Origin of the sequence: Shewanella sp. SR1, from assembly GCF_020447145.1 — a bacterium.
Classification (GTDB): Bacteria; Pseudomonadota; Gammaproteobacteria; order Enterobacterales; family Shewanellaceae; genus Shewanella; species Shewanella baltica.
Map to the genome: position 1 here is coordinate 1 of NZ_JAJAEF010000038.1, position 18,070 is coordinate 18,070.

Below are 18,070 nucleotides of genomic sequence, written 5' to 3' on the forward strand. Positions count from 1 at the left end.
AACCATATTCAGCCGTCGATGACAGACGGTTATGATTGCTATCAAAATGCGTTAGCAGAACGAGTAAACGGGATCCTGAAGCAGGAGTTTTTACTCTACCGATGTAAAACGCTGGAAGAGCTGAAGAGACTTGTTAGAGAATCGATAGCGATATACAACGAAATGAGACCGCATCTGAGTTTGGATATGGAAACACCCAATCAGGTGCATAATAGAAAAGGCCAGCTACTGGAGCTGGCCTAGAAACTGTCAACCTATCTTAGGACGGGACATATCACCAAATGATAATTCAGACTACTCCATCACTAAGCGAGGTCTAATACCAATCACAGCCTAGGTTAACTCTTCACTAAAGTCTCATCTACAGCTTGAAGTGGATCAGCGGTATTATCCTCAATAGCAACTTTAGCTTCAGCCTTTTCATCCGCTTTTGCCTTTGCTAAAGCGGCTTCTGCGGCGGCTTTATCTTGGGCTTCCTGTGCTTCTCGCTCTGCAATCGCTTGCTGTACTTTGGCTTCTTCTAAGGCTTCAATCGGTAGCAGACTAATCAGCTCAATACCATTCGGGAACACAGTATCATTGCCTGACACGACAACGACCTTACCTTCCTTGGTTAAATAAACCAGTGGCATAGCCGTTTCACCGTAACGCTTACGGAAATGCTCAAAGCTGAAGTTTTCGGTTAAATTGGTCACTTTAAGTTGAGCGCCCCTCGCCATCAGGCTTGCTATCTTGGCATAGGACACGGCATCACCAAACAGACATAAACGCTGCTTATAAGTTTCAGAGAGCTGGTGGCGCGCACTGCCCACTTCGGTATTATTTAAGCCAAAGACCTTCTTAGTGCCAAAGAAATCTTGAAAATGGAAACTCACTAAAGGGTTCAATTGTCGATAAGGGGAAATGATCAACACGCGGCCAATCCCAGTTAAATCCATATAGGTTTCAGCATGTTCCGATGCGGGATTGCCAAAATACACCGGGATATTATCCATACGTGCCAGGCGAATATTATCCCAGTTATTATCAGCCAATAGCACTTTGACATCCTTGGCTTTTAAGATTTTCGCTAACTCACGGGGAAATTTAGAAGCACCGAAAATCAATAAACCTTGGGCAGAATCGGCTTTGACACCGAGGAATCGCGCCCAACGTCCCGCGGTTAAACTTTGGATAACGACCGTGCCGATAATAATTAAAAACACTAAGGGCACAATCGCATCGGCGCCTTGCACATTGTTGGCTTCTAACTTAATCGCAAACAATGACGATACCGCCGCAGCGACTATGCCTCGCGGCGCAATCCAGCATAAAAACCACTTATCGGCCCTCGACAAAGAGGTGCCGATACCTGAAACCCAAATACTCAGCGGACGTGCTAACAACATAGTGACCGCTAAAACGCCTAGTCCACCCCAACCTAAGTCGAGCATGGCATTAGAATCTAATCGCGCCGCCAATAAAATAAACAGTGCCGAAATCAGTAGTACGGTTAAGGTCTCTTTAAATTCAAGGATTTCAGCAATATCCACACCGCGCATATTGGCAAGCCAAATGCCCATAACGGTCACAGTCAGTAGACCCGACTCTTCCTGTAATAGGTTCGAGCCGACAAAGATGCCAAGCATTAAGGTTAAGACTGCGGTATTACGCAAATAATGTGGCAACAGGTTGCGTCTTAATATTTGCCCAGTGAGGTAACCTGCTGCCGCTCCAAGCCCTAATCCTAGAGAAAGCATTGAACCAAGGGCATAAAGCACATGCGTTGTCTGATCGCCTGAAACTGTAATATATTCAAAAACTAATACTGCGAGCAGCGCGCCTATGGGGTCAATGACTATGCCTTCCCAGCGTAAAATACTCGCCAACTGGGATTTGGGACGCACACTTCTGAGCATAGGCACGATAACCGTCGGCCCCGTCACCACCACTAATGCGCCAAAGAGGAGTGCAATTTCCCAACTAAAATCGAGTAAATAAAAGGTGGCCGTGCTGATACAAGCCCAAGTGATCACTGTCCCTATGGTCACAAGATGCGTCACCATACGACCATGATCTTTGATTTCTTTAAAGTTGAGAGTCAATGCGCCTTCAAACAAAATCACGGCAACCCCGAGAGAAATGATCGGAAAGAGTAAATTGCCAAAAATAGCATCGGGATTAAGGAAGCCAAGTCCGGGGCCGAGGGTGAGTCCACAGAGCAGTAAGGGCAAAATCGCCGGTAACCGCAGTTTCCAACCAAGCCATTGACAAAAAAGCGATAACACCCCAATCAGCGCTAACATACCCGTGATTTGTTCAACCATAAAAAATCCTTTAGGTGAGGAAAACAATGAGCTCGCATTATCTTTAATGAAATAGATGACATGAGCATGATAATGGCTCGGGAATTATCTATTTCGCTTAACAATAGCAGCAAATGCATAAACGCTATAAAGTTTATCGAAGACTGCATGACCTAAGTGAAACCAAGGCGCAACAGCGATGGACTGCAAGCTGCAGCGATTTTACGCAGCAATTATTTGATGAAAAAGATAGAAATAAAAAGGCCTTACATTGCTGTAAGGCCTTTTTATTTATTTGGCGGAGCGGACGGGACTCGAACCCGCGACCCCCGGCGTGACAGGCCGGTATTCTAACCAACTGAACTACCGCTCCAAATTCTTCCATATCCAACATCTGACGAGTTTCAAACCCGCTAACTCCAGCGTGACAGGCCGCTGATGTCAAAACAATATTCTAATAAAATTAAACCGCGCTTCAGATTCTTTAAACTGAACGATAATTCAACTGACTTATCAAGGCTTCTGCTTAAGATGCGAAGAATAATACGGTTGAGCCCTGCGGGCGTCAACCGTTTTTTTACTTAGATTTATCATTTGATTAAAAAAAAACCAAATTAATTTCCGACCTTGATTTATGTGCCAAATATTGCTGCTACGCCCTAGTTCAAAGTCATAACTCAAACACATCAGCGACACTTGGCTAACGGTCTTTATCCGCCTCATCTGGCATAGTGAGATCGATTTCATCTAATGACGGCGCAGCTGCTGGATTCGCCGATGCTTCCTCCAATAAACGTAACTCAGCGGCAGCTAATGCCTGCGCTAAACTTTGGCGTTTACGCCACACAATTAATCCAACGACGCCCAAGACTAATAAGATAGCGTTGATCGTGATGATCCAGAACATGGCATCTTTCTTCGCAAGTGCTTCTTCCTCTGCGGCTTTTTGTGCAGCAACGGCGGCCAACTCTTCAGCGCTTGGTGGTGGCTCTGGCGGCTGAATTAAGTTGAAAAACAGCTCTGGCAAATCCAGTACGATTTCTCGACCCGTAATCGTCGTCGTCGCCACGAAACCTTTAATTCGATAACTACCAAACTCAGTCACAGTCGGTAAATCTAATTCAGAGTCCGGCTCTGTAAGACCATTAACGGTCAAAGGCAGTTGCAAGCCCGCAGGACCCACTAGCTCAAAGGAAAAATGCGTTTCAGCTAGCTGCAGCACAGCACTATCGACGTGCAACATGATTTTCCATTGCCCCGTTAACGGATTGTCTGGGGTAATGACTTCTAAATTAATCGGCCGCGGCGATAATCTAAACGGAAATGAAATCTGCCGCTCAAACACGTTGTTGCGAGCCTGTACCACAAACTCATAATCACCCCAAGGCTGCTTTACATTGAGATTACTGGTAAATACGCCATCATCGGGTTTTTCATCATAATCTTCACCATTGTCTTTATAGGAACCGACAATAATGTCACCCGCGGCAAAATTCTCATCGCCGGCCCTGTGCTTACTCACAAAATGAGCCGTCCATTCCACCAGAAAGTCGAGTCCCGGCATGCGCACACGCTGGGCATCCCCCATCAACTGGGCGACAATTTTAACTTGCTCACCTTGGAATAGCGGCTGCGGCAAAGGCTGCACTTCGATTTCGAGTTTAGAGAGTTTTTTGAGGGTCGAACCTGGGACGACTTTACCCACCAACTGCCAAGGTCCAGGCATAGGCGACTCAATGTAAATAATATCGCCGGTAATGCCATCGACCCACTTGACGGTTTCGGGATGGCGATTGGCGTACCATTTACTGCCATCGGGCAACACTATCACCACAGGCGCAGAGCCGTATTCGCGCTCCACTAACAGCGTCATGTTATCGACCATATGGTCGATGCGAAAACGGTTTTTAAGCTCAGAAGCCGTCTCCAATCCTATAATCGGCGCGGCCTTGGGCGGCTTGACGACTTTTTTAGCGGTTTCAGCCTCGGCGGCCAATACAGACGTCACACTGGCAAACAGCGTAGTGACAACAAGGCAAAGCGCTAAAATGGGTTTATGGCGCGACATCGGCATAGTGATTTTTCTATCCTCTCCAGAGGCATTTGCCTGATTTTGCGACTAAATCAAGGCGTTGTTCATGCATAGTCAATTCATCGGCCGATGCGCCGATCACTTTAAGGTTAAGTGATTGCGGATCAAAACGTTGAATCCCCCCCGCTTCCTGCCCCGCTTCCTCGTTGGACAAATTAAACTTTGTCTGCCCGCCGGTCATGATCAGATAAACATCGGCGAGGATCTCGGCATCGAGCAAAGCGCCGTGATATTCGCGGCGCGACGTATCCACACCATAACGCTTACAGAGGGCGTCAAGGTTGTTTTTCTGACCAGGATGCAGGAACTTAGCGATGACTAAGGTATCGAGGATCTGACAAATATCAGCGGTTTTTGGTCCACGCGGCTGCAACAGTGAAAACTCATGATCCATGAAGCTCACGTCGAAGTTCGCGTTATGGGCGACGATTTCAGCGCCGTCGATAAAGTTGATAAAGTCTTGAGCAACTTGATGAAAACGCGGCTCTTTGGAAACGCGCTCATCGGTAATACCGTGAACGGCAATGGCTTCAGGATCGATGGCTTGACCTGGATTGATATATTGGTGGTAATAACGCCCCGTCAAACGGCGGTTCACCACTTCCACACAACCAATCTCGATGATCCTATGGCCTAAATAGATGGCGCCGCTACCCTGGTTCATACCTGTGGTTTCGGTATCCAAAATAACCTGACGGCTAGCGTTAGAGATAATATTCATTTTTTTTATGCGCTTCTTATGACAATTTTTGGTTATACTCGGCCGAAATTCCCGGCTATGGTAACAATTTGATGACTGAACTAAAACTGATCCACATCTTCACCGACGGCTCTTGCTTAGGCAATCCCGGTCCTGGCGGCTATGGCATTGTAATGAATTATAAAGGCCATACAAAGGAGATGTCCGACGGTTTTGCGCTCACGACCAATAATCGCATGGAGTTATTAGCCCCAATCATCGCGTTAGAAGGCTTAAAAGAGCCTTGCCAAGTCGTGCTCACCAGCGACAGCCAATATATGCGCCAAGGCATAATGACGTGGATCCATGGCTGGAAGAAAAAAGGTTGGATGACATCAAACCGTACCCCAGTCAAAAACGTTGACCTGTGGAAACGTTTAGATAAAGCCTCACAGATGCACACCATCGACTGGCAATGGGTTAAAGGTCACGCAGGACACGCCGAAAACGAACGTTGCGACGTATTAGCTCGCACCGCGGCTGAATCAAAACCGACCCAACCCGACTTAGGCTACCAGCCTTAACTCTGTGGCCCTTACTTAAACGTGCTAAGTTTGAACAGCAAAAGTTCATACAAGCTAAATTCGAAAAAGTAAGTTCGAAAAGTAAGTTCTATGCCATCACGCCTAAGCTTAACACTTAGGCGTGATGATTTATTTCACTATTCATCTCACCGTAAACCCACAGTTCAAATTAACCGCTTAAGCTCACTGCATATGGCCATTGCTATCAAACGGCTTATTTGAGTTCCCCCCCTGCGATATTGAAAAAATTCTCACAGAACTGCACAAAAGCTTGGCCAAGGGATGTCGCCTGACGGCTCTTATGGGTGATGCGATAAAACTGCCGCTCCAGCACTAATCCCTCAATCGTGACTAACGCTAACTCTTTGCGGCTGATTTCTTTCTCCAGCGCCAGCTCAGATAACACCCCAAGTCCAGCACCTTGTTTCACCGCCAGTTTAATCGCATCCGGCGTAGTAAAGCAGAATTTGGCTTCTGGCTGCATATCCAACTCATTGGCGGCATTGACAAAATACTCACGAGTGCCCGAGCCTTCTTCACGTAACACCCATGACTGGCCTCTCACTTGCGCCGGTTTAACCACTTTCCCCGCCAGAGGATGCGCCGGATGACAAAACACCAGCAGCCTATCCTTATGCCAAGCTTCAACACTCAAACGATTATCGGTGCAATGACCTTCGATAAAGCCCATTTCAGATCGGAACTGCGCAACCGCTTGGATCACATCTTGAGTATTTGTGATCGCCACATCCACATGGGTTTGAGTGTGCTGCTGACAAAATGCCACTGCGGCTTTCGCCATTAGATAGTTACCTATGGTCGAACTGGCACTGATACTTAAACGCCCAACCAAATCGCCACCATGGTAGGTAAATGCCTGCTCAATTTGCTCGACACGGTGCAATAAATCCGTCGCCAGTGGCAACAGTAAATTGCCCTGCGAGTTCAGCTGTAATCGATTACCAATGCGCTCGAATAGGCGGGCATTGAGCTGTTTTTCTAACTCAGCCAAAGCCATAGAAGTGGCCGGTGGTGATAGATTAACCTGCTCCGCCGCCTTTGCGACTTGGCCACTACGTGCCACAGCCTCAAATACCGCCAGTTGTCTTAAGGTGATCCGCATATTAAAACCTGTACTTAAAAAGGAAATGGCTTATCAGTTTTCCGAATGCTCTGATAAATGCCCTGAACGTCCCGCGGTCGGTGCCGTGGTCCAATTCGTTTGCCGCACCTTACGTTTATCGCGAATAGGCGTGAGTGGCGACTCGAGTTTACGCGCCACAATCAAATACAAACTGCCCGCGCTAGGAAGCCATGACGCTAAACTCTGTTGAAAAAATTTACCTTGGTTGAAATCACCCATTAAGGGGTGATAGACCAAACGCTCATCGCCCACCACTTGATAACCTAATAAACCTAACCAATCTCGCACCCTTGATGGCATAAAAAAGCGGCCATTCCATGGGAGACAATCCTGATACTTAGGCCATAACTTACCCAAAAATACTGGACTCAAGGGATTAAAACCGACGATAAAAAGATAGCCTCCGGCGATGAGTACCCGATCGGTTTCACGAAGAATACGGTAAGGATCGGGTTCAAATTCGAGCAATAGACTCATCACCACCGCATCTATCGCCGCATTCTGCAAGGGTAAATGGCAAAAATCGCCTTCAATCGAAGCGCCTTTGGATGGCGAGAGTGAAAAATGATGGGCGACTGGCGATGCCATGCTCGACAATTCGGCACTCAAAGGCCCTAACTTTAATAAATGATAACCAAAGACTCTTGGCCACCAATCTTCAAGTTGTTTAGCAACGGCTTGTTGCAACGCCTCACCATTTGGTAAGTCGCTCCATTGTTCGGGTTTGAGCTCAGTACTAAAATGCGACACAGAGTTCCTCCGTTAGCTTGGTAGACAAGTATCCAATTGGGTCAAAGATTGCTGCCATTTTGCCACAGGGCAAAAGCGGCAAAGGTCGCCAAGGGCCGTTCACTCATGGATAATACCTTTATCTTCGAATTGAAATACAGACATAGGCGGTTCTATGCTCACTATAACAGCGATCAAAGCCTTTAATGACAATTATATCTGGGTGTTACAACAACAGCCTCATACACAGGTTTATGTCGTCGATCCCGGCGATGCGAGTGTGGTTATTGACTATCTAGAGGCCAATCAACTCACGCTAGTGGGCATTTTACTGACCCACCACCACAATGACCATACGGGTGGCGTCGCTGAACTTCAAGCCTACAGTCAAGACCGACTCACAGTGTATGGCCCAGATAATGAGAAGATTGAAGGCATCACCCATCCGTTGCACGCTACAGCACAGCCCAGATTTACACTCGACTATATCAGTGGCGAACTGCAAGTCTTAGATGTACCGGGGCACACAGCAGGACATATCGCCTATGTTATTGCAGATGCCTTATTCTGCGGTGATACCTTATTTAGCGGTGGCTGCGGACGCTTATTTGAAGGTACGCCAGCGCAAATGCTCAACTCACTACAGCAACTTGCCCAGCTTCCCGCCGACACTCGGGTGTATTGTGCCCATGAGTACACACTTTCAAACCTCAAATTTGCCCTCGCGGTCAATCCCAACAATCGCGCGCTGCAAGACTATAACGAACGCGCCATAGCGTTGCGTCGCCAAGACAAAGCGACTATCCCCTCCACCATCGCCTTAGAACGCGCCATCAATCCCTTTCTACGTGCCAGCGACACTGAGATTGTTGACAGCATAAAACAGCATTTTAGCGATCTAAATCATGCCAATTTAGACGAACTTGGCGGTTTTACCCTGCTCAGACAGTGGAAAGATAATTTTTGATCACAAAAGCAATATTATAGATTGAAATTTAAACAGTTTTTTCCATTTTTGATGATGTAAATCAAAAATGGCCTTACATTATGTACGATAATTAAGGGACAAGATCGAAAAGATCCCATAGAATGGCTCGTTTTGCGTGAAAACTTTGCGCGCTGCGTCGTCTTTATCTTCATATAAAACATACTGTTACTATAAAGAAAAGCTATGCACTAACAGAGGACTACCGTTTTCAATGAGAGTATCACTTTATGTTGTTGTAGGGGGATTTGCCCTACTCACAGGTTGTCAGACATTAGACAACCATGGCGTTAATCAGACAGAAGTTGAAGCCGTCACAACCGAAAATACAGTCCCAGAATATTACCTCGCAACTGAGGCTCCGTCGGCGCAAATTACCGATGTGTGGGAGCGAATACGTCAAGGTATGCAGTTACCGGTTCCAGATCAAAAATTGGTAAACCAATATCGCGATTGGTACATCAAAAATCCGCAGCATCTAGAGATCATCTCAGAACGTGCTGCACCTTATATGTACCTGATCGTGGAAGAGCTTGAAAAGCGTCATCTTCCGATTGAGATCGCCCTATTACCTATTATAGAAAGCGCCTTTGATCCATCGGCGTCTTCAGCAAGTGCGGCATCGGGTTTGTGGCAATTCACCACGCCTATGGCCAGCCATTTCGGTTTAGAAATGAACTGGTGGTACGACGGTCGCCGTGATGTGCCCGCTTCAACGACTGCGGCGCTCGACATGTTGGAATATCTTTACGATAAAACCAATAACAATTGGCTTTATGCTATTGCGGCCTATAACTCGGGTGAATCTCGGGTGCTCAATGCGATTAAACGTAACGAGAAGAAAGGCTTAAAAACCGACTTTTGGTCATTGGATTTACCCAGTGAAACCGAACGCTACGTGCCGCAACTGCTGGCGCTGGCTGAAGTCATTAAACACGCCGATGAATATGGCATCACTTTAGCGCCAATCAGCAACAATCCTTCAATTGAAGTAGTTGATATTGATAGCCAAATTGATTTAGCCATGGCGGCAGGTTTAGCAAACATGACCACACTTGAGCTGCAAAAGCTCAATCCTGGTTATAACCGCTGGGCCACTTCGCCACTGGGGCCGCACACTTTAGTATTGCCGATTGATAAATCGGAAGAATTTAAGAAAGCACTCGCCGAAACAGAAACCGAAGATAGGATCAGTTGGCTACGCTACACGATCAAATCAGGTGACAGTATTGGCAAGATTGCGAAGCAGCACCACACGACTATAAATGCAATTCGCGCCGCCAACGGCATGAAAAACAATACCATAGTCGCGGGCAAGCATTTGATTATTCCTGTCGATGCGCAAGACAAACAGCTCTATGCCCTGTCGACTCAGCAACAATTGCCGAAGAAATCGCACGCTGCGACTGAATCGACAAAAATTGCCTATCAGGTTAAGTCTGGTGACACACTTTCTGAAATCGCCCAAGCCCATAAAGTGACAGTGAAACAACTTAGCGTTTGGAACAAATTAGGAAAGAGTGACAAGCTACAAAATGGTCAAAAACTGGTGATCTTAGCGCCGAAAAATCTTGAGCAAACTGCGCAAATTCGCACTGTGAGTTATAAGGTCAAATCCGGTGATTCACTTGCCCGTATCGCCAGCAAATTTAACGTGACTGTGGCCGAGCTATTAGAATGGAATAGCCTAGCGCAATCACAATATTTGCAACCAGGCCAAGTGATTAAATTAGTAGTCGATGAAAGTAAGTTAAACGCATAAGGCTAAACAGGTTCATCGTTTGTACTGAATGATTAGTATTATGGTCCCTAAGCAAGATTGAGCCACAGATAACAAAAAGGCAGCAACCCTATCGGATTGCTGCCTTTTTCTATTATGAGCCTGCTCTATTATAAGATGCGGCGTTATTCCATCGTCAGTAATAAGACAACAGGCGCCATAACGACGGCATCAGACTCTAATGCTTTAGCGGCAAAATGCGCTTCTAAACGAGCACCGCCAGCGGGTATTCCAGCAAACGCTTTGGGCGGAATGCTAAAGGAAGTGGTGATCACTTTCCCCGCTGCCAATTGGCTATCGCGTAACGCTTGGGTAAACATCATATCATCGGACCATGACCACAGGCGTTTGCCCTCTTGCGTTACCAGCCACAAATCCGCCGTCATCCCTGAGTTATAACGCAGGCCGACGGCATAGGTTTGTGGATTGGTCACAGTCAACGTTGCCTTAACTGGCTGCTTGAAATCCACAAATGGCTCTAAGGCTAACTCGCCGCGAAGCAGTCCTGGCGTAGCATCAGTCATCATAGGTTCAACCTTTAATGTCGGTGTACTTTTAAGGCCTGAAACATCGAGCGCAAGATCGGCAGCGCGAACGATCTCAGGCTGAACCGCCGCGGCTGTTGTAGTCTCGCCCTTGGAAGACGGACTCGTATCAGCGGCTTCAGGCGCCGAGCACCCAACAAGTTGCCCGCCGACAAAAGCACTCGCGCAAACAAGCAATGCGTAGCGCATTGGAGCAACCATTAGAAACCTCCTAGTTTTTTCAGTAAGGAGTCTTTTAATTTTTCCTTAGCTTTGTCGGTTTCTTCCTTTAACTGATTATTCAGTAACGCTTTAGTATCCAAGGCATATTCAGGTTTTTGGAAAGTCCCGGTAATAGCCAACGGAATGTCAATTCCAGCCAGCGCATCTTTGTCGCTACCGCCCTGACCTTTCAATGAACTCACTAGGCTAGTCGTCAATCTGTAGTCTAAGGCTTCAGTTAATAAATTCGCCGTACCTTTGCCCGCCAAACGCAATAAAGGTGAAGACATAGCAAGATCTGGGTTAGTAGCAACACCATTATCCAGCGAGAAACTGCCGGTCAAACTCGAGAAGTCGGTTTTGCGCTCTTCCTTGGTTTCTGGCGATAAGTCACCCTTTAACTTAGCTTGGGCGCTACGGATCATCTGCGGTATGTTAACCCCGTACAAAGCCCCGTCATTAATATCAAAATGGCCATTGGCTAATAGATTTTTCTTTAACTGCTCAGGGATCAAACTCCTACCTTTACCTTTCACATCAAAGTTGGCTGTACCCGCCAGTAAATCCACATCCGCCGTATCTTTCAGCAAAGGACGAATTTGTACACCCGTCACTTTTTTATCGAATTGATAACTTGCCACCGCTTGACGTGCATCGACCTGAGCGCTCACCAGCAACTTACCTTGGTATAAATCCGCATTCAGTTTCGTTAGATCTAACACGCCATTTTTAATTCCCACATCCATCAACCAATTTTGAGTCGACAGATTAGCGACCTTAATAGACTTAACGGTCAACTTGAGTTTTACATCAAGCTGCTTAAGGGCAGAGAGATCAGGCTCAACTGCCGGAGTGCTGGCAGCGGGTGCTTGTTCTGTTGCGGCAGCGGTCTCCGTTTTAGGTAACAGCGTATCTAAATCGATATCGCCGACTTGAAAATCAGCATTGATTTGCGGAATTATCGTGGCGTAATTTACGCCAACTTTACCCGCAGCGGTAATGCTCGCCGCGGTAAGCTGCGCAATATCGACGGACAATTGCTGTTTATCCAATGCGATTTGCGTCGCTAAGTTAATCGATGTTTCGAGTTTCTTATTGGGAATACTTTCACCTTCCACCACAGTGTCAATTTTGAGTCCATTGACGACGAGTTGCGTAAAGTCTCGGCTTAGTTTTAGCTCACCTTTGCCTTCACTGCTTACCGTCATGTCCGGCATAGTTGCACTAAATTCAAAGGCGATGGGCGCAAATTGTTCTAAAGCGAACTCACCTAAGGTGAAGCTTTTTAAGGTAAAGACTTGAGTTTGCTTTTTCGCTTCGTCAATCATATTAATTTGGGTATTGGTGATTGAAATACCGCCAATATTAATATCGTTCAGTTTGGCATTTGAGGAAGTTTCGGCCGCTGGAGTTGCAGCTTTCTTACTATTATCACCACTTAATCCATCAAAACTGCTGGTGCCATTCTTACGAGTCACTAAATTAATGGTTGCGCCATCGAGACTCAGCTCCGCAATTTCAATTTGCTGACTAAACAATGGCATCAACGCCACTTCGGCAACGGCTTTGTTGACTTCTAACATAGCCTTAGGGGTAAAGTCTTCAGGATTAGATAAAGACACGCCCCCTAAATTAATGCCGATAACAGGGAAAAAGGTCCAGGATAAATCGTCAGTAATGACTAATTCACGACCCGTTTGTTTTTTGACGGCATCAACTATTTCAGGTTTAAAATCATTAGGGTCGAAAAATACGGTGAGATACACTGTGACTAAAAGAATGAGCGTCACTACTAAGGCCAGGAGCCACTTAATGAATTTCATATAAATATCCTTATCAAAAACAACTTGAATTTAAAGCTACTAATTCATTTAAAAATGTTAATTTAAAAATGCAAAGTTCAACATCTCATCACTTACTGCAATACCATTTTCATCGGCATACAGCATCATACCGTGCGTAACCATCACGCCGCCCATATCTACAGCAACATTAATTTGGCCTTGACCTAACTTCTCGGTTTTTATCGGCATGGCACCTAAGGCATAAACACCTAAACTAAAAGTATTTAATCGGGCTACATCACGAACACAACCATTGATCACTATCCCTTGCCAGCCATTATCTAGTGCGCTTTGCGCAATGAGATCGCCTAACAATGCGCGGCGCAGAGAGCCGCCCCCATCGACAACCAAAACTTTTCCTTGCCCATCCTGTGCAAGTATTTCTTTTACCTTAGAATTATCTTCAAAACACTTGACTGTGACTATCTCGCCCCAAAAGAGCCGCTTACCGCCATAGGGTTTAAATTCGAGGGGAAGTAACTGTAATTTAGACGGATAGTGGTCAAATAAATCTGGTAGTAGATCAAGCATTTGAATCTCCATAATAGCCTATCACTTTAGACTACCCATAATTGTAGACCCCGACAAGGTCAAAGCAAAAATCAGCGAATTTTTTATTTAATTTTAACCAGCAAAGGCTTGGTGTATATTGGCATAGGCACTATAATCTGCGATAGTTAACGTCCTATGACACCCTTTAATGTTTCATAAGAAAGTTTCATCAATCTGTTCTCACACCTCTTTGTTATAAAGCGAAAACCAAATGACTACTGATCTTGATTTGCAGAGCGCAATCGCGGCTCTAGATGAATATGGATATGATAAAAAAGTCTCAACGGATCTTGAGCAAGCACGTAACAAGCAACAAATGGGTAAATATATTAAATCCCTCGACTATAGTTTACGTCGATTATTGATATTACAAGAAACAGTTAACGAGTTAGTTGAAGAAAAGAAACATCAATTAGCCCAGCAAGAAAACATTCAAACCTACAAAACAAAAATCATTAACTTGTCGAGAGAATTTAACATTTCTTACGATGAAGTCTTAGCGCTGATGACATCATCTAAATCTAAGAATTAAACATAACGCTATTCTGCTCTATCATTAAGCCGTCAAATTATTCGGCTAACACCTGCATATGCCATATAACGAAATATATAATTTTTCAGTTATATGGCAATAGGTTCTGCTTGCCATTATTTGCTGAGTGTTAACGATTTCATTTCATCAGTAACTGTGTTGACTTCACTTCCTCACTGTAATGTGTGCAACGATTCGGCATAAAAAAAGCAGAGCCTGAGCTCTGCTAATTTATATCAACATGCAAACTTATTTGTTTTGCATTAATTGACGAATATATTTCACTGGCGCGCTGCCGTAACTCAAGAATTGTTCGTGGAAGGTTTTAAGATCAAAATCTTTGCCTTGCGCTTTCTTGTATTCGTCACGGAAATCATAGATTTCACGATAACCAGAATAGTAGCTCGTCAGCTGAACTTGGCTAAGCGTAGCGCGGCGCCACTTGCCTTCGGCTTCTGCCTGCTGTTGGAAGGCTTCGTTCATCATCAGGGCGATAGCTTGCTCTTCGGTCATGCCTTTCACATGAATGCTGTAATCCAAAATAGTGTTACAGATAACACGCAAATTCCACTTGTAGTACATCAACCACATTTCAGGCTCAAAGTTGCCATAGCCTTCTTCTAGCATCATGCGCTCGGTATATACCGCCCAGCCTTCGACCATAGCGCCATTACCAAATAAACTTTTCACTAAACTCGGTGATTGGTTCGAGTAAACTAATTGAGTGTAGTGCCCAGGAATTGCTTCATGAATATTGAGGATTTGCAGGATCCAGTGATTATATTCACGTAAATAACTCTCGGCAGACGCATCACTCATGCCATCGAGCGGCGTCACGTTGTAATAAGTATTACCAGATTTATCGTAAGGTCCTGGTGCACTAATAGAAGCACCGGCATAACCACGCATATATTCGGGTGTTTCACGGACGACAAGTGGCTTTTTAGGATCTAATGTGACTAGGTTTTTCTTATTTACAAATTCAATTAACTCTGGAATTTGCTTACGCACTTCATTCACGAATTCATCGCGCTGAACATGCTGAGTCGATAATTTATCGATTAACTGGCGAATGGCGAGCTTACTGTCAGCAGGTTTTGGCGTAGTAAAATATTTAGGCCATAACTTATCGGTAATTTTTGCCATTTCCCCTTGAACACGGTCTTTATCGGCCACGGCTTTTTGATACAGCTGTTTTGCTGTCATGCCCGCTTGGATATCAAAGGCAAATTTTTGCTCGTATAGCTCCTCGCCAATTCTAAAACTACGGGCACCGTCTTTTTTAAGTTGAACCACTAATTTGTCTAACCAAGCGATATGGCCATTAATTGCGGCAGTGGCAGCATCAAACCGTGTGTTAAATAACGCTTTTTCTGTAGCCGTCAGACCAGAATCGGCGACCTGTTTTAATAAGTCATCGGAAAACACCGAAAATGCACCTTGGTTTTGCATCACAGCTAATTCGGTATGTTCCAATGTCGGCTTGCTAATGTTTGCCTGCGCGGCTGCATAATAAGCCGGTACATTTTCTAAACGCGCTAATACAGAACGTAATCTGTCATCTAATGGGGCAAAGTTTTCATTGATGATTTGGGCAAAACCACCCGATACGTTGTAGCTTGAAGGATCCCACTGCCAAGATTTAAAACTGTCAATTTCCCATGCCATGCTGCCGAGTAAATTGTCGATCAGATGATAATCAATCAGTTCATTCGGCGTCAGCGACTTTTGCTCGAACTGGGTCAATTTGGCTTGTTGTGCTTTCACAAACGCTAGTGTTTTCGCACGACCTGCCGCATCGGGGATTTCAAGATAGCCATCATTAACATGCTTGCCACTGTATAAGGCCCACGTCGGTGATAATTCCCACAATGAATCAATAAAGGATACTGAAAATTGCTCAAATGACTGGGCTTTAACTTCAGCCGCAACCACAGGCTTGGTTTGACTCGTATGGGATTGACAACCAGCAAGGCCGGCCAGCGATAACACTATCGCAAGGGAAATAGCGGATTTTTTCATTATTATGGGTCCTTTGTTGATATTTAACAGGCATGCAAAAATTACCTAAGTTAATCATATTGTCCCAATAATTGCAGCAGTGTTAGCCGTGAATACATCTACGGTTACAAAATTGTGAGTTCTCGATATTTATGCCGCCTATCATTCGCTTATTCGAGGTAAAATTCCCACTTTGCCAAACGAACTCAGATAACGATAATCGCCAATTCTGTTTCACCTCCTGATATACCCAAGCTACCTGAATATACGAGTTTCAGAGCGCCTAGGGGGCTCCAATTCAAGGCACATCAATGACAGAATGTCGGCTACCTTTTGAATTGATGCAACATAGAAGTGGAGTGCCCTAGGCGCTCCGTTCCGGCGGCTGATGTTAACCACGGGGTAACGCACTTTATGCCGTGTTGGTTATTTTTAACTTAGCCCACTAGGTCTGCAAATAACCGCAATCGCCATGGACGGCGTGAATGCAATTTATGCAGGAGCAATAAATGGCCTTGCCCAAAGTGCGTTAAATTACCGCTGAATCCTGCATCTTTAGGTTGTTTGGGTATATAATATCGCCCTGCTCCGCTGTTAACGCGTTGGCGTAACAGTTTGCTTATATATTATTGACCTGACCCTTTACCTGAGACATTCAATGCCATTTTCCAAACTTGGATTAAGCGATCCGATTTTAAGAGCCATCACTGAGCTCGGCTATTCACAACCTACTCCAATCCAAGAAAAAGCCATTCCGGTGATCTTGAAAGGTAAAAACCTGCTGGCTGGCGCGCAAACGGGTACAGGTAAAACCGCCAGTTTTGTGTTGCCAATACTGCAAATGTTTGCCGATATGCCGAAAATTCGGGCTAAACGCGTTCGCGCCTTGATCTTAACGCCAACCCGCGAATTGGCCGTTCAGGTAGAAGACAATATTGCCAAATACGCAAAATACCTGTCGCTGACATCTATGGCCATGTATGGTGGCGTCGATGCCGCACCACAGAAACAACGCCTTATCGAAGGCGTCGATATTCTGGTAGCGACCCCCGGTAGATTGCTCGATATGTACACCCAAAGAGCGATTCATTTCGATGAAATCTCGGTATTAGTCCTAGACGAAGCCGATAGAATGCTCGATATGGGATTTATCGAAGACATCAATAAAATCATCGAACGTCTGCCAACAGAACGCCAAAATCTGTTGTTTTCGGCAACCTTATCTAAGCAAGTGCGCTTTTTAGCGAAAACAGCGGTTGAAAACCCTGTTGAGATTGAAATTGCCCGCGACAGTGCGAACGCACCGCAAATCGACCAATGGTTGATCACTGTCGATAAAGATAAAAAGTCTGCCCTGTTAAGCAAACTCATCACTGAGCAAGCTTGGGAACAGGCACTGATCTTTATCCAGACTAAACAAGGTGCCGCCAAACTGGTCAGCCAACTCGAAAAACGCGGTATTGCCGCCGAAGCCATTCACAGTGGTCGCAGCCAAGCGGTACGCGAGCAATTATTAGTCGATTTCAAGTCCGGAAGACTGCGCTTTTTAGTTGCGACCGGCGTGGCTTCTCGCGGTATCGATATCGACGCCCTTACCCGCGTGGTCAACTATGATCTGCCCGATGAAGCCGATGATTATATTCACCGTATTGGCCGAACCGGCCGTGCTGGCGCCTGCGGCGAAGCCATCTCCTTTGTTTCCAAAGATGATTTTAGAAACCTATGTGCTATCGAGCGCCGTTTAGGCCACATCATAGTGCGTAAAGAAATTGAAGGCTTTGTGCCGAACAAAGAAGTGCCAGTTTCTATCCTCGACTTTGTGCCGAAAAATACCACGCCAAAAACCTTTAAAGCCCGCGCACCTGAGACCAGAACCTCACGCCCCGCGAAAGAAGGCTCCTTTGAAACCGCCCATGCGAAAAAGCATCGCAGTGCTAAATCAAAGCCTGAGGCAAAAGCCACTGTAGCGCGTCCACAATCCGCGCAGACTGATAACAGTAGCGAGACTACGGGTCGCAGTGCGCCCTTTAATCCGTGGAACAGCGGTTCTAAAACGAACTGATGGCCTAATACAAAATCATGATCCCGTACAAAGTCGCGATCCCGTATAAAGTTAT

At 45.6% G+C, this 18,070-nt stretch carries 15 protein-coding genes and 1 tRNA gene; 6 read left to right on the plus strand and 10 right to left on the minus strand.

Features of this window, described 5'->3' with window-relative positions:
- A partial coding sequence (locus KV201_RS21120; protein ID WP_226060486.1) for an integrase core domain-containing protein occupies positions 1 to 243 on the plus strand: 243 nt, incomplete at its 5' end.
- 95 nt (positions 244 to 338) lie between these two features.
- On the opposite strand, the gene KV201_RS21125 is transcribed toward KV201_RS21120, so the two are convergent.
- The 4 genes from KV201_RS21125 to dnaQ all read right to left on the minus strand — a co-directional run bounded on the left by KV201_RS21125 (position 339) and on the right by dnaQ (position 5,098).
- The gene (locus KV201_RS21125) at positions 339 to 2,306 is read right to left on the minus strand and encodes a sodium:proton antiporter (RefSeq protein WP_226060487.1); all 1,968 of its coding nucleotides are present in this window, start codon (positions 2,304 to 2,306) and stop codon (positions 339 to 341) included.
- A gap of 275 nt (positions 2,307 to 2,581) precedes the next feature.
- A tRNA-Asp gene (locus KV201_RS21130) sits at positions 2,582 to 2,658 on the minus strand.
- 327 nt (positions 2,659 to 2,985) lie between these two features.
- The gene (locus KV201_RS21135; RefSeq protein WP_226060488.1) at positions 2,986 to 4,359 is read right to left on the minus strand and encodes a TIGR03503 family protein; all 1,374 of its coding nucleotides are present in this window, start codon (positions 4,357 to 4,359) and stop codon (positions 2,986 to 2,988) included.
- Positions 4,360 to 4,369: 10 nt separating this feature from the next.
- Entirely contained in the window at positions 4,370 to 5,098 is a 729-nt protein-coding gene (dnaQ, locus tag KV201_RS21140; protein ID WP_006087270.1) for a DNA polymerase III subunit epsilon, read from the minus strand.
- A 71-nt stretch (positions 5,099 to 5,169) separates the two neighbouring features.
- Here dnaQ and rnhA point away from each other — a divergent pair, with 71 nt between their 5' ends.
- A complete protein-coding gene (rnhA, locus tag KV201_RS21145; protein ID WP_226060489.1) occupies positions 5,170 to 5,640 on the plus strand; it encodes a ribonuclease HI in 471 nt (156 codons plus the stop codon).
- A 214-nt stretch (positions 5,641 to 5,854) separates the two neighbouring features.
- Here rnhA and KV201_RS21150 read toward each other — a convergent pair whose 3' ends face one another.
- A complete protein-coding gene (locus KV201_RS21150) occupies positions 5,855 to 6,763 on the minus strand; it encodes a LysR substrate-binding domain-containing protein (RefSeq protein WP_226060490.1) in 909 nt (302 codons plus the stop codon).
- Positions 6,764 to 6,796: 33 nt separating this feature from the next.
- The gene (locus KV201_RS21155) at positions 6,797 to 7,534 is read right to left on the minus strand and encodes a class I SAM-dependent methyltransferase (RefSeq protein ID WP_006087266.1); all 738 of its coding nucleotides are present in this window, start codon (positions 7,532 to 7,534) and stop codon (positions 6,797 to 6,799) included.
- Positions 7,535 to 7,688: 154 nt separating this feature from the next.
- On the opposite strand from KV201_RS21155, the gene gloB reads away from it, so the two are divergent.
- Positions 7,689 to 8,480 carry a hydroxyacylglutathione hydrolase gene (gene gloB, locus KV201_RS21160; protein ID WP_226060491.1) on the plus strand — a complete coding sequence of 264 codons (792 nt, stop codon included), beginning with the start codon at positions 7,689 to 7,691 and terminating at the stop codon, positions 8,478 to 8,480.
- Between the two features lie 232 nt (positions 8,481 to 8,712).
- Positions 8,713 to 10,260, plus strand: a complete 1,548-nt coding sequence (locus KV201_RS21165) for a LysM peptidoglycan-binding domain-containing protein (protein ID WP_063884328.1) — start codon at positions 8,713 to 8,715, stop codon at positions 10,258 to 10,260.
- A gap of 143 nt (positions 10,261 to 10,403) precedes the next feature.
- On the opposite strand, the gene KV201_RS21170 is transcribed toward KV201_RS21165, so the two are convergent.
- From KV201_RS21170 to KV201_RS21180, 3 genes are read right to left on the minus strand one after another with little or no spacing between them, the layout of a single operon-like run.
- Entirely contained in the window at positions 10,404 to 11,024 is a 621-nt protein-coding gene (locus KV201_RS21170; RefSeq protein ID WP_226060492.1) for a BsuPI-related putative proteinase inhibitor, read from the minus strand.
- Positions 11,024 to 12,847 (minus strand): AsmA family protein, encoded by a 1,824-nt coding sequence (locus tag KV201_RS21175; RefSeq protein ID WP_226060493.1) that lies wholly within the window; start codon positions 12,845 to 12,847, stop codon positions 11,024 to 11,026. Before KV201_RS21175 ends, KV201_RS21170 begins: the two co-directional genes overlap by 1 nt.
- Before the next feature lie 57 nt (positions 12,848 to 12,904).
- Positions 12,905 to 13,399, minus strand: coding sequence for a putative 4-hydroxy-4-methyl-2-oxoglutarate aldolase (locus tag KV201_RS21180; protein ID WP_226060503.1), 495 nt, complete (start codon positions 13,397 to 13,399; stop codon positions 12,905 to 12,907).
- A 232-nt stretch (positions 13,400 to 13,631) separates the two neighbouring features.
- On the opposite strand from KV201_RS21180, the gene KV201_RS21185 reads away from it, so the two are divergent.
- A complete protein-coding gene (locus tag KV201_RS21185) occupies positions 13,632 to 13,952 on the plus strand; it encodes a hypothetical protein (RefSeq protein WP_006081481.1) in 321 nt (106 codons plus the stop codon).
- A 249-nt stretch (positions 13,953 to 14,201) separates the two neighbouring features.
- On the opposite strand, the gene KV201_RS21190 is transcribed toward KV201_RS21185, so the two are convergent.
- Entirely contained in the window at positions 14,202 to 15,974 is a 1,773-nt protein-coding gene (locus tag KV201_RS21190) for a DUF885 domain-containing protein (RefSeq protein WP_226060494.1), read from the minus strand.
- A gap of 637 nt (positions 15,975 to 16,611) precedes the next feature.
- Here KV201_RS21190 and KV201_RS21195 point away from each other — a divergent pair.
- A complete protein-coding gene (locus KV201_RS21195) occupies positions 16,612 to 18,015 on the plus strand; it encodes a DEAD/DEAH box helicase (RefSeq protein ID WP_226060495.1) in 1,404 nt (467 codons plus the stop codon).
- The last annotated feature ends 55 nt before the right edge of the window (positions 18,016 to 18,070 follow it).

Excerpts from the sequence above, each read along its gene's own strand:
- KV201_RS21175 (WP_226060493.1), bottom strand. The coding sequence starts at position 12,847 with ATGAAATTCATTAAGTGGCTCCTGGCCTTAGTAGTGACGCTCATTCTT.
- KV201_RS21150 (WP_226060490.1), bottom strand. The coding sequence starts at position 6,763 with ATGCGGATCACCTTAAGACAACTGGCGGTATTTGAGGCTGTGGCACGT.
- KV201_RS21165 (WP_063884328.1), top strand. The coding sequence starts at position 8,713 with ATGAGAGTATCACTTTATGTTGTTGTAGGGGGATTTGCCCTACTCACA.
- KV201_RS21195 (WP_226060495.1), top strand. The coding sequence starts at position 16,612 with ATGCCATTTTCCAAACTTGGATTAAGCGATCCGATTTTAAGAGCCATC.
- gloB (WP_226060491.1), top strand. The coding sequence starts at position 7,689 with ATGCTCACTATAACAGCGATCAAAGCCTTTAATGACAATTATATCTGG.
- KV201_RS21125 (WP_226060487.1), bottom strand. The coding sequence starts at position 2,306 with ATGGTTGAACAAATCACGGGTATGTTAGCGCTGATTGGGGTGTTATCG.
- KV201_RS21190 (WP_226060494.1), bottom strand. The coding sequence starts at position 15,974 with ATGAAAAAATCCGCTATTTCCCTTGCGATAGTGTTATCGCTGGCCGGC.
- KV201_RS21135 (WP_226060488.1), bottom strand. The coding sequence starts at position 4,359 with ATGCCGATGTCGCGCCATAAACCCATTTTAGCGCTTTGCCTTGTTGTC.
- KV201_RS21180 (WP_226060503.1), bottom strand. The coding sequence starts at position 13,399 with ATGCTTGATCTACTACCAGATTTATTTGACCACTATCCGTCTAAATTA.
- KV201_RS21170 (WP_226060492.1), bottom strand. The coding sequence starts at position 11,024 with ATGGTTGCTCCAATGCGCTACGCATTGCTTGTTTGCGCGAGTGCTTTT.
- KV201_RS21185 (WP_006081481.1), top strand. The coding sequence starts at position 13,632 with ATGACTACTGATCTTGATTTGCAGAGCGCAATCGCGGCTCTAGATGAA.
- dnaQ (WP_006087270.1), bottom strand. The coding sequence starts at position 5,098 with ATGAATATTATCTCTAACGCTAGCCGTCAGGTTATTTTGGATACCGAA.
- rnhA (WP_226060489.1), top strand. The coding sequence starts at position 5,170 with ATGACTGAACTAAAACTGATCCACATCTTCACCGACGGCTCTTGCTTA.